Source organism: Salinarimonas sp. NSM, from assembly GCF_052380005.1.
Lineage (GTDB): Bacteria > Pseudomonadota > Alphaproteobacteria > Rhizobiales > Beijerinckiaceae > Salinarimonas.
In genome coordinates this window covers 1-11,877 of record NZ_JBQTCJ010000093.1, presented here as the reverse complement: position 1 = coordinate 11,877, position 11,877 = coordinate 1, and the positions used below count along the sequence as shown (strand labels likewise).

At 71.6% G+C, this 11,877-nt stretch carries 9 protein-coding genes; 3 read left to right on the top strand and 6 right to left on the bottom strand.

The genetic code is table 11. The features are described 5' to 3' along the window. Positions 1-1,983: transglycosylase domain-containing protein (locus ACTZWW_RS21780; RefSeq protein WP_444783065.1), on the top strand; the 1,983-nt coding region annotated here is incomplete at its 5' end. On the opposite strand, the gene ACTZWW_RS21775 is transcribed toward ACTZWW_RS21780, so the two are convergent. The 5 genes from ACTZWW_RS21775 to ACTZWW_RS21755 form a co-directional block, all read right to left on the bottom strand. Continuing rightward, positions 1,977-3,191: a multidrug effflux MFS transporter gene (locus ACTZWW_RS21775; protein ID WP_444783064.1), complete on the bottom strand. Its 1,215-nt coding sequence runs from the start codon at positions 3,189-3,191 to the stop codon at positions 1,977-1,979. The two genes, ACTZWW_RS21780 and ACTZWW_RS21775, sit on opposite strands and share 7 nt — an antisense overlap. A 97-nt stretch (positions 3,192-3,288) precedes the next feature. Further along, entirely contained in the window at positions 3,289-3,762 is a 474-nt protein-coding gene (locus ACTZWW_RS21770; protein WP_444783063.1) for a hypothetical protein, read from the bottom strand. Between the two features lie 268 nt (positions 3,763-4,030). Next, a complete protein-coding gene (locus ACTZWW_RS21765) occupies positions 4,031-4,738 on the bottom strand; it encodes a transglycosylase SLT domain-containing protein (protein ID WP_444783062.1) in 708 nt (235 codons plus the stop codon). A 71-nt stretch (positions 4,739-4,809) separates the two neighbouring features. Further along, on the bottom strand, positions 4,810-6,123 hold the full coding sequence (locus ACTZWW_RS21760) for a L,D-transpeptidase family protein (RefSeq protein WP_444783061.1): 1,314 nt from the start codon (positions 6,121-6,123) through the stop codon (positions 4,810-4,812). Positions 6,124-6,278: 155 nt separating this feature from the next. Then, entirely contained in the window at positions 6,279-7,241 is a 963-nt protein-coding gene (locus tag ACTZWW_RS21755; protein WP_444783060.1) for an acetyl-CoA carboxylase carboxyltransferase subunit alpha, read from the bottom strand. 254 nt (positions 7,242-7,495) lie between these two features. On the opposite strand from ACTZWW_RS21755, the gene ACTZWW_RS21750 reads away from it, so the two are divergent. Then, complete coding sequence (locus tag ACTZWW_RS21750) at positions 7,496-8,833, top strand: hypothetical protein (protein ID WP_444783059.1); 1,338 nt, start codon at positions 7,496-7,498, stop codon at positions 8,831-8,833. A gap of 334 nt (positions 8,834-9,167) precedes the next feature. After that, positions 9,168-10,568, top strand: a complete 1,401-nt coding sequence (ahcY, locus tag ACTZWW_RS21745) for an adenosylhomocysteinase (RefSeq protein ID WP_444783058.1) — start codon at positions 9,168-9,170, stop codon at positions 10,566-10,568. A gap of 79 nt (positions 10,569-10,647) precedes the next feature. On the opposite strand, the gene fliI is transcribed toward ahcY, so the two are convergent. After that, positions 10,648-11,877, bottom strand: a 1,230-nt coding sequence (gene fliI / locus ACTZWW_RS21740; RefSeq protein WP_444783057.1) for a flagellar protein export ATPase FliI, incomplete at its 5' end; no start/stop codon positions are given.

Sequence of the window (11,877 nt, the reverse complement as noted above, 5' to 3'; positions counted from 1 at the left end):
GGAGGGCGTTCGGCCTCGCGGGGCGGATCGGGCCGCGGGCGCGGCGGCCGGCCGCGGCGGCGGCGCTCGCTCCTGGGCCACCTCGTCTACTCCACCTTCGTGCTCGGGATCTGGGCCTCGATCGCGGTGGCGGGCGTCGTCGCCTGGCACGCCACGCAGCTGCCGCCGATCGACCAGCTCCAGGTCCCCAAGCGCCCGCCCAACATCGCGATCCTCGCGTCCGACGGCACGCTGCTCGCCAACCGCGGCGAGACCGGCGGCTCGAACGTGCCCTTCGAGGAGCTGCCCGAGCATCTGCCCGACGCCTTCGTGGCGATCGAGGACCGGCGCTTCTGGTCGCACTGGGGCGTCGACCCGCAGGGCATCGCCCGCGCGATCGTCACGAACCTGCGCGGCGACAGCGGCCTGCACGGCGGCTCGACGCTGACCCAGCAGCTCGCCAAGAACCTGTTCCTCACCCAGGAGCGGACGATCTCGCGCAAGATCCAGGAGGCGATCCTGGCGCTCTGGCTGGAGCGGACCTACTCCAAGGCCGAGATCCTCGAATTGTACATGAACCGCGTCTACTTCGGCGCCGGCGCCTACGGCGTCGAGGCGGCGGCGCGGCGCTACTTCGACAAGTCGGCGCGGGACGTGACGCTGTCCGAGGCCGCGATGCTGGCGGGCCTCGTGCAGCAGCCCTCGCGCCTCGCGCCCACGCGCAACCCGTCCGGCGCCCAGGCCCGCGCCGAGGTGGTGCTGCGGGCCATGCGCGAGGAGGGCCTGATCGACGAGACGCGCCTCGTCACCGCGCTCTCGCGCCCCGCCGCGGCGGTGCGCCAGGAGGGCAGCGGCACGGCGAACTACGCGGCCGACTACATCATGGACGTGCTCGACGACTTCATCGGCACGGTCGAGGACGACATCGTGGTGATGACCACGATCGCGCCGGACGTGCAGGCCGCGGCGGAGCAGGCGCTCGGCACCACGCTGGCCGCGGAGGGCGGCACCTACGGCGTCTCGCAGGGCGCGGTCGTGACGATGCGGCCGGACGGCGCCATCGTCGCGCTCGTCGGCGGCAAGGACTACCGGGCGAGCCAGTTCAACCGCGCCACGCAGGCGCGGCGCCAGCCGGGCTCCGCCTTCAAGCCCTTCGTCTACCTGGCCGCGCTGGAGGCGGGCCTGACCCCGGACACGATCCGCGAGGACCGGCCGGTGACGATCGGCAACTGGTCGCCGGAGAACTACTCCCGCGACTTCCGCGGGCCGGTCACCCTGCGCGAGGCGCTGGCGCTGTCGCTCAACACGATCGCGGCGCAACTCGCCGCCGAGGTCGGGCCGCGCGAGGTCGTGCGCGTCGCCCAGCGGCTGGGCATCGCCTCGCCGATGGACCCCAACGCCTCGATCGCGCTCGGCACGTCGGAGGTGACGCCGCTCGAGCTCACCGGCGCCTTCGCCGCCTTCGCCAACGGCGGCGAGGGGGTGATCCCCTACGTCATCTCGGAGATCCACGCCGCCGACGGTCCGGTGCTCTACCGCCGCGGCGACCTCTCGCTGGGGCGCGTGATCGAGCCCGAGCACGTGGCGATGATGAACGCCATGATGCACGAGACCTTCACCATGGGCACCGCGCGGCGCGCCGAGCTGCCCGGCTGGGAGGGCGCGGGCAAGACCGGAACGAGCCAGGAGTTCCGCGACGCCTGGTTCGTCGGCTACACCGGCGCGCTCGTCACCGGCGTGTGGGTCGGCAACGACGACGGCACGCCGACGCGCCGGGCGTCCGGCGGGAACCTGCCCGTGATGGTCTGGAGCCGCACGATGGAGGCGGCGCTCGCCGGCGAGACGCCGGTCGCGCTCCCCGGCGGCGGCGTCTGGCAGGGTCCGACGCCCTTGTGGAACGCCCCCGTCGCCCAGGGCCCGGCCGCCCCGCCCGCGAACGAGAATTCGGACTGGGTGCGCCCGACGGAGCCGGGCTTCATCGAGCGGATCTTCGGGATCTATTGAGGGGCCGCCCCACGCACCCCGCGCGAGATCACGAAGACGCCGCAGCCGAGCGCGCCCAGCGCCGCGATCGCGCCCGGCAGTGCCAGAGGCGTCGTCGCCACGGCGGCGCCGAGCCCGATGCCGACGATGGCCGCGACCGACATCTGGCAGATGCCCATCAAGGAGGACGCCGCGCCCGCCCGCTCCGGGAAGGGCTGCATCGCGGCGGCCATCGATTGCGGCATGGTGAGCCCGACGCCCAGCGCGTAGAGCGCCATCGGCAGGGTGATCTCGAGCGACGAGCCCGTGCCGGCGAGCGCCAGCGCCAGCATCGCCGCCCCGCCCGCCGCCTGCGCGCCGAGGCCGACCACGATCGTGCCGTCGAGCCCGCGCACGGGCACCAGCCGCTGCGCCAGGATGGTGCCGCCGATGTAGCCGATCACCATCGTCGCGAAGGAGAAGGCGAAGGCGAGCTCGGACAGGCCGTAGACGCCCTGGAGCACGAAGCTCGAGCCCGAGATGAAGGCGAACAGCCCCGAATAGGTCAGCGTGTTGAGCGCGACGTAGACCCGGTAGGTCGGGTGGCGCAGGAGGTCGCGGAAGCCGCGCAGGATCGAGCCGAGCGAGAGCGGGCTCGTGTCGCGCGCGCGCAGCGTCTCGGGCAGGGCGAGCGCCACGACGATCGCGAGCGCGATCGCCCCGACGGCGCTCGCCCCGAAGATCGCCCGCCAGCCGAGCGCGGCGAAGATCAGCCCGCCGAGGATCGGCGCGATCGCCGGCACGAGGCCCATGATCGTGCCCATGCGCGACAGCTCCCGCCCCGCCCGCGGCCCGTCGTAGAGGTCGCGCACGATGGCGCGCGCGAGCACGATCGGCCCCGATGCGCCGAGCGCCTGCACGAAGCGCGCCGCCGAGAGGGCCTCGATCGTCGGCGCCAGCGCGCAGGCGAGCGTGGCCACGAGGAAGAGCGCGAGGCCCACCGACAGGAGCGGCTTCCTGCCGAGCCGATCCGACAGAGGCCCGTAGAGGAACTGCCCGCAGGCGAAGCCGACGAGGAAGGCCGAAAGGGTCGCCTGCGTCTGCGGCGTCGTGGCCTCGAGCGCCTGCGCGATCGCCGGCAGCGCCGGCAGGTACATGTCGGTCGACAGCGGCCCCAGCGAGGTGAGCATCGCGAGCGTGGCGGTGAGGCCGAGCGTGTCGGGGCGCAGGAGGAATCGGGCGTGACGCATTCCCTCGCTCTACAGCCTCGCGGGGCGGCTGTCTCGCGCGGGCTGGGCAGGGGCGTCGGTAATGGGGCGTGGGTGCGCAGGGCGGTGGCGGGTCTCGTCAACGCGCGATCTCCGGTCCGACCGAGAAGCTGATCGGCAGCCCGAACCCCATGATCGCGGCGATACCCACGACGGCCGCCAGGATGCCCGTGAAGACGAAGGTCGCGGCGAGCGAGACCCAGAACGATGCCCAGTTGCGACCCTGCAGTGCCCGGCGGAGGATGTGGGGCTCCGCTTCCGCGATGGCCGTCTCGCCGACCGCATTGAGGATCTGGCCGGCCCTGGCGAGATAGGAACGCAGGACCTCGTCCGTCTGCGTGGCCGCGTGCGAGCGCAGCTCCGATTCCGACGGTGCCCGACCGTGAGCGAGGCGGAACTGCGTCACCCATTGCCGCTTGCCGCTCTTGTAGAGATAGTACGCGAGCGCGGCCGCCGCTGGGTTCGCGGCCATGGCATCCAGCGTCTCGAAGGTCGGATTGTAGTAGCCGTCGTCCGGAAGATCAGGCCGCGTCGTGGCGCTCGCGGACGGCATCGAAGCTTCCCCTTTCGATCTCCGCGATGGCGCGACCGACCTCGCGCCCAGCGACGTCCAGCACCCGCCGGGAGGCGATCTCGTCGAGATGCGTCGCGAAACGCCCATCCGGCAGCAGCACGCGTCCACGTCCCGCACCTCGATCGGCGGAGAACGACGCCGGTCCAGGAATGCTGGGCTTCCTCCTCATCCGCATCGGCGTCTCCTTGTTGCGCGCATTCCGTCTACTTGTGCTCATTCATGACGTATCGAGGAGTGCTCGTCAACCTCAGCGCGCGATCGACAAGGCCGAGCTCGGCAGCCGGCTCTCGATCGCGCGCAGGCGCTCCTGGTGGCGGCGCCACAGCGCGGAGTCGTAGCCCCCGCCCCCGCCACCGCCGCGTCGGGCGACGGCGACCGCCTGCGGGACCTCGGCGTCGGCGAGCGGCGAGCCGATCTCCTTCAGGTGGGCGATGGCGCGCACGCAATACGCCACCGAGCGCGCGCTCATGCGCGTCTCTCCGTGCCCGGCACGGTACTTCATCAGCGCGGTGCAGAGGTCGCCGTCGGCGAGGCGCCAGGCCCGCGCCAGATAGCGCACGCCGTAGCGCACGTTGACCGCCGGCAGGCGCAGGGCCGCGACGCTGCCGCCGAAGCCGAGCATGGCGGCCGTTCCCGGCCGGACCTGCATCAGGCCGACCTCGTCGAGCGCCCCGAGCGCAGCCGGGTCCCAGGCGCTCTCGACCGTGACCACCGCCTCGGCGAGCGCGACGGGGATGCCGTTGCGCTGTGCCTCCGCGTCGACGAGCGCGAGGTGCACCGCCCGGCCCTTCGCCGCGAGCACCTCCTCCAGCGTCGCCGCGAGCACGTCCTCGGTCGTGGGCGGCGAGGCGGCGGGCGGCGGCGCGGGCAGGTCGAGGGCGGCGACAGGCGGCATCGCCGACGCGACGCCGAGCGCGGCGCCGAGCAGCGTGGCGACGAGGCGCACGGAACGCATGAAAAACCCTCCCGGAAGCGATCGGCTCCCGGGAGGGTAGGCGGAGATTGCGGACGCTATGGGGCGCCGGATCAGTCGAGCGAGGAATAGCCCGAGGACGGCCACAGCGGCTGGGTGCCCGGCGCGACCGACGCACCGCGCTGCGGCGGCACGGGTGCCGTCGTCGCGGGGTCGCGCGCGGCGGGCGCGCCGCCGAGCGGCAGGGTCGAGAACAGGCCGCCGAGCATGCGGGCATAGAACGGCTCGCGGGGCTCCGCGGGCGTCGCCGCAGCCGTCGCCGGGGCAGACGTCGGCACGCTCGCCGTCGCCACCGGAGCGGCGGCGGGCGCGGCCGGCCGCGTCTGGACGGCGACCGCCGTCGGCGTGGCCTCCTCGAGCGGGCGCCCGCGCGAATCGACCGGCACCAGCCGCGGCCCCGCGGCGAGCGCCTCGGGCCGGCTGACGACGCCGAGTCGATCGTCGTTGCGGTTACGTCCGGCGTCGAGCGCGGCGAAGGCGGTGGCGCTCGACACGTCCGTCTGGCGGGCGGTGGCGAGCCCGAAGGAGGGATGGCCGCCGCCGTCCTCGTAGACCACCCGCACCGCCGGCTTGCCCGCCTCGATCAGCCGCGCGACCTCGATCTCGTCCGCCTGCGCCCGCTGGCGCACCATCGCCGTCACGGTCGGATCGACGGGCGTGCAGTTCTGCGTGCCGAAGGAATAGCGCCCGCCGCAGACCTCGACCGACGGCTCGAGGCGCGTCACCTCGAAGTGGTCCCAGCCTTCCTTGAGGTTGCGCCAGAAGGCGATGTTGGGGTCGTAGCGCGACTGGGCGAGGTTCTCGGGCGTCATCCGGAACGGGTAGGACTGGAACTGGAAGGCGCGCTGGCCGCCCTCGAAGGCCTCGCGGGCGAGCGCGTAGACCTCGGCGATCGCCTCGTCCGTCATGGCGAAGCAGCCGCGCGAGGTGCACGAGCCGTGCACCATCAGATGCGAGCCGGTGCGCCCGTGGGTGCGGTCGTAGGCGTTGGGGAAGCCGGTGTTGAAGGAGAGGTAGAAGCTCGAGTTGGGGTTCATCAGCGCCGGCGAGACGGCGTAGAAGCCCTCCGGCGCCTGCCGGTCGCCCTCGCGCATCTTCGGGCCGAGCTGGCCCGACCAGCGGCAGATCGGATAGGTGTCGAGCAGCGCGTAGCGGCCGTCCCGGCCCTTCTTCCAGACCTCGAGCTCGGATTCCATCTTGAAGACGCGCACCAGGATGGGGTCGTCCTGGTCCATGCCCTTGGAGGCCATCAGCGTTAGCGTCTGCGGCGGGATCGGCTGGAGGTGCTTGTTCGACGAGACGGTGCGCTCCTGGCAGGCGGCCAGCGCCAGCGCCATCGCGGCCACGAGAGCGGCTCTTCTCACCATGGGGTCCCCACTTCCTCGCGCGCGTCGGCGCACCTCTTCGCCGGCGCGTCGTGCGCGCCGTTCGTCCCCCGCACCGTAGGATCGTTAGCCTTACGCGAGCCTTACCGCAAGACCACCCCCCGGGGGCGCAGTCTTCACGTATGGTGAACGGTTCGTTACCCGAGCTTGAGCTTGCGACCGATGGCGAGGAACTTGTCCGCCCGGGCCGCGCGCACGGCATCGGGCGAGAGCGGCGCGAGCTCGGCGAGCGCAGTGGCGACGGCGTTGCCGGTCGCCTCCATCACGGCGGCGACGTCGCGATGCGCACCGCCGACGGGCTCGCGCACGATCGCGTCGATGACGCCGAGCCGGAGCAGGTCCTGAGCCGTGATCTTCATCGCGGTCGCGGCGTCCTGCGCGCGCCCGGCGTCGCGCCACAGGATCGAGGCGGCGCCCTCCGGCGAGATCACGGAATAGATGGCGTGCTCGAGCATCAGCACGCGGCTCGCGGTGGCGAGCGCGATGGCGCCGCCCGAGCCGCCCTCGCCGATGACGACGGCGACGTTGGCGACGCCGAGCGCGAGGCAGGCCTCGGTGGAGCGCGCGATCGCCTCCGCCTGGCCGCGCTCCTCGGCGTCGATGCCCGGATAGGCGCCGGCCGTGTCGACGAAGGCGATCACCGGCAGGCCGAAGCGGTCGGCGAGCTCCATGATGCGCACCGCCTTGCGGTAGCCCTCCGGGCGGGCCATGCCGAAATTGTGCCTGATGCGCGCGCGGGTGTCCGAGCCCTTCTCCTGCCCGATGACGCAGACCGGCTGGCCGCGGAAGCGCCCGAAGCCGCCGACGATGGCCTCGTCCTCGCCGAACTTGCGATCGCCGGCGATGGGGGTGAACTCGTCGACGAGGCCGCGCACGTAGTCCGAGAAGTGCGGCCGCTGGGGATGGCGGGCGACCAGCGTCTTCTGCCAGGGCGTGAGCGCCGCGTAGAGCCCCGCCAGCGCCTCCGCCGCCTTCGCCTCGAGCCGCACGATGTCGTCGGAGATGGCGACGGCGTCGCGTTCCGCGCCGAGCGCGCGCAGCTCCTCGAGCTTGGCTTCGAGCTCGGCGACGGGCTTTTCGAAATCGAGATAGGTGCGCATCGAACCGCGGTGATGGGACGGGCGGGCGCGCGGGACCGGGAGGCCCCCCCGCGAGGCGCGCGGACACTGCTCGCAACGTCCGGGGAAGTCAAGGCGGCGCACATCGGTGCAGCCGGCCCGCGTCGGCGGAAGCCTCACGGCCGCGCGCACGTTCGGAGATGCGCTCGGCGGCCACCGAAGAGTGGCGAAGCGCATTCCCTCGTCGCGCAATATGGCCTAGTTTGCATCCGCCAGTCTCGATACGGAGCCGTCCGATGCGCGGCGGTCGCTCGACGATCCTCTTCCGGCCCATCGACGCGTTCGCGCGATGGGTCCGACCGGTCGAGCGCCTCCTGATCGTCCTCGGGACCGTTTCGGCGACGATCCTCGCGCTGGTGTACCTCGGCGAGATCCTCGGCACCTATCCGACCTGCGGAGAGGATGAGCCGTGCCCCTACAGAGTTCCGGTGTGGGTGGCCGACGGGAGGCCGACGATCTTCCTGCGCGAGGGACGGCTCGAGCTGGCGGCCATCGCCGATTTCGGCCAGTTCGCGATGCAGGACCTGCGGCAGGCGGGCATGAGCGGCACGCTGCTCGACCCGATGATGGCGTCGGGCTTCCTCGTCGCTCTCCTGGCGTTGTGGCTGTCGCTTCCGCTCGAGCGGCTCTTCGGCGACATGATCCGGCAGCTCGACCACGACCAGATCCTGCCGATCGCGCCGGGCGCGCTGTCCTACATCGAGCTGCGCAGGAGACGCTGGGCCTGGTCGACCGCGCTGGTCGTCGCCACCGTGATGCTGCTGGGCATCGTGAGCGCGTTCTCCGGAGTCTTCGCCGGGGACGAGGAGATCGCGTTCCTCCTCGGGTCGACGCTGCTCGGTGCGCTCGCCGGCCACAGGCTCGGCACCGCCGCCGCCTACGGCGCCTTCGCCCGGCACGTGCGCACGCGGCTGGCGACGGTCCGGCTCCTGCCGGGGCACGCGGACAAGATGGGCGGATGGCGGCGCCTGGGCGAGTTCGTGGCCTACGAGGCCGTCCTCATGCTCGTTCCGATCATCTGGCTGTCGACGTGGCTGTTCGTGTCCTTCCAGCATCCAGGCTCGTTCCTGACCTGCTGGCGCGGACCTGGAGCGACGGGGTGGCCCGATCTGCTCACTTTCGGCTGTGCCGACCTTGCATACGACGAATACATGGCGTGGGTCATTCCACAGTTCGCCTTTCTGCTCATCGCACTCACGGTTCTCTACCTCGGGTTCCTGCGGCCATTCTACGCCATCGCGCGGGCCTACCGGCAGGCGCGTGCCGCGCTCCGGGACCGATACGATACCGTGCTGCTCGAGCCGCTGAAGCGCGCCGTCGAGCGCCTGCGGCACGCGTCGGATCTCGAGCGGGAGCAAGAGGCGATTGGCGAGATCGGCAAGCTCACGGAACTGCGCGAGCAGGTCTGGACCATGCCTCCGGTCCCGCTCCGCACGCTCGCGACGGGCGTCTTCTCGCTCTCGGCGTTCTATCCGGCGATCACGCTGCTGCTGGCCGTCCTGCTTCCGGAAGGCACGAGCATCGGCGTCGTCTTGAAGCGTATGCTCGACCTGTTCAAGGCGGTCGGCGTCTAGCCGGAACACGGCTGCGCCGGCGTGGGCTCGCCCACGCCCACGCCGGCGGCCGGAGCCCTGCCCAAAGCCCTGCCCAAAGCCCTGGCCGGAGCCCTGGCCGGAGCCCTTCCCGGAGACCTTCCCAGAGACCTGGCCCAGCCTCCGCCCGACCTTCGCCGCGCCCCGCTTCGGCGCGGCTGCGGTGAGACGTGCGCCACCATCGCCGCAACAAGGACATAAAGACATGTTTATATGTTGATTGCCATCTGCCGTACGGTCTGCTATGGCATCGCGAGACCACGGGGTCCGCACCCGCATCCGCACAGCCACGACACTCATCGAGGGACACGAACCGATGGCGCAGGACTACATCGTCAAGGACATCTCGCTCGCCGACTGGGGCCGCAAGGAGATCTCCATCGCCGAGACCGAGATGCCGGGCCTCATGGCCACGCGCGAGGAGTACGGGCCGTCGCAGCCGCTCAAGGGCGCGCGCATCGCCGGCTCGCTGCACATGACCATCCAGACGGCGGTGCTGATCGAGACGCTGAAGGCGCTCGGCGCGGACATCCGCTGGGTGTCGTGCAACATCTACTCGACGCAGGACCACGCCGCCGCGGCCATCGCCGCCGCCGGCATCCCGGTCTTCGCCTGGAAGGGCGAGAGCCTGACGGACTACTGGGACTACACCGCCAAGCTGTTCGACTGGCACGGCGGCGGCATGCCCAACATGATCCTCGACGACGGCGGCGACGCCACCATGCTCGTCCACCTCGGCAAGCGCGCCGAGGACGGGGACGTCGCCTTCCTCGACAAGCCGGGCTCCGAGGAAGAAGAGATCCTCTTCGCGCTGATCCGCCGCCTGCTCGCCGAGAAGCCGAAGGACTGGTTCAACGAGCTCGCCGCCTCGATCAAGGGCGTCTCCGAGGAGACGACGACGGGCGTGCACCGGCTCTACATCATGGCCAAGGAGGGCAAGCTGCTCTTCCCGGCCATCAACGTGAACGACTCGGTCACGAAGTCGAAGTTCGACAACCTGTACGGCTGCCGCGAGTCCCTCGTCGACGGCATTCGCCGCGGCACGGACGTGATGATGGCCGGCAAGCTCGCCATGGTCGCCGGCTACGGCGACGTCGGCAAGGGCTCGGCCGCCTCGCTGCGCCAGGCCGGCTGCCGCGTGATGGTCTCGGAGGTCGATCCGATCTGCGCGCTCCAGGCCGCCATGGAGGGCTACGAGGTCGTGACGATGGAGGACGCCGCCCCGCGCGCCGACATCTTCGTCACCGCCACCGGCAACAAGGACGTGATCACCGCCGACCATATGCGGGCGATGAAGGACCGGGCGATCGTCTGCAACATCGGCCACTTCGACAACGAGATCCAGGTCCAGGCCCTGCGGAACTACAAGTGGACCAACATCAAGCCGCAGGTCGACGAGATCGAGTTCCCCGACGGCAAGCGCATGATCCTGCTCTCCGAGGGGCGGCTCGTGAACCTCGGCAACGCCATGGGCCACCCGTCCTTCGTCATGTCCGCCTCGTTCACCAACCAGACGCTCGCGCAGATCGAGCTGTGGCAGAACACGGGCAAGTACGAGAACCAGGTCTACGTGCTGCCCAAGCACCTCGACGAGAAGGTGGCCATGCTCCACCTCGAGAAGATCGGCGCCAAGCTCTCGAAGCTGCGCCCGGATCAGGCCGATTACATCGGCGTGAAGGAGACCGGCCCCTTCAAGCCGGAGCATTACCGGTACTGAGCCGGCGCCCCTACGCGGAACGCGAGCAGCCCGGCGGACGCGCAGTCCGCCGGGCTTTCTCGTGCGGACCGGCCCCCGCTCACCCCTTCAAGAGCACCGCCAGCTCCCGATATGGATCCTCGCTCTTGGGCGACGACGGGTCCTGCCTCAGCGCGTCGTAGAGCTTGGGCACGATGGCCACCGCCCGGTCGAGGTCGGCGTCGGCGCCCTGCTGGTAGGCGCCCATCAGGCGCAGGTCGCGGGTCTCCTCGAAGCGGGCGATCAGCGCGCAGAAGGAGCGCACCAGGGCCTGCTCGTCGGACGACCAGACCTTGCGGGCGAGCCGCGAGATCGAGGTCAGCGGGTTCATCGCCGGGTAGCGGCCGCGGTCGGCGATCCAGCGCTCGAGCACGATGTGGCCGTCGAGCGTGCCGCGGATGGCGTCGGCGACGGGGTCGTTGTGGTCGTCGCCGTCGATGAGCACCGAGAAGATCCCGGTGATCGTGCCCCCCGTCCCCTCGAAGCCGGGGCCGGCGCGCTCGAGCAGGCGCGGCAGGTCGGAGAACACGCTCGGCGGATAGCCCCGCGAGACCGCGGGCTCGCCGGCGGCCAGCGCCACGTCGCGGGCGGCGTGGGCGTAGCGGGTGACGCTGTCGGCGATGAGCAGCACGTGCTCGCCGCGATCCCGGAAGAACTCGGCCACCGCCATGGCGGTGTTGGGCGCGAGGCGCCGCATCATCGGGCTCTCGTCGCCGGTGGAGACCACCATCACCGCTTTGTCGCGATTGTGCCCGAGCGTCTCCTCCAGGAACTCCCGCACCTCCCGCCCGCGCTCGCCGACGAGCGCGATCACCACCGTGTCGACGGCCTGCGCGGCGGCGAGCATCGAGATCAGCGTCGACTTGCCCACGCCCGAGCCGGCGAAGACGCCGATGCGCTGGCCGGCGCAGAGCGGCGTGAACAGGTCGATCGCCCGCACGCCGGTGCGGAAGTGCCCGCCGACCCGGGCGCGGCGCATGGCCGGCGGCGGCTCGCGGAAGGGGTGGACGACGTCCGTGCCCTGGCGCAGCGGTCCGCGCCCGTCGATCGGGCGCCCGAGCGCGTCGACGACGCGGCCCTTCCAGGTCGGGTCGGGCTGGAGCGAGACCGGCTCCATCCGCCAGGCACGGGTCTCGAGCCGCGCGTCGATGGCGCCCTCGAAGGGCTTGACGGTGGCGCCCTCGGCATCGATGCGCACCACCTCGCCGATCCGCGGGCCGTCGGGTCCCGGGATCGCGACCCGCTCGCCGAGCTTGAGGAAGGGCGAGAGCCCGCCCACGCGGTAGTGCCC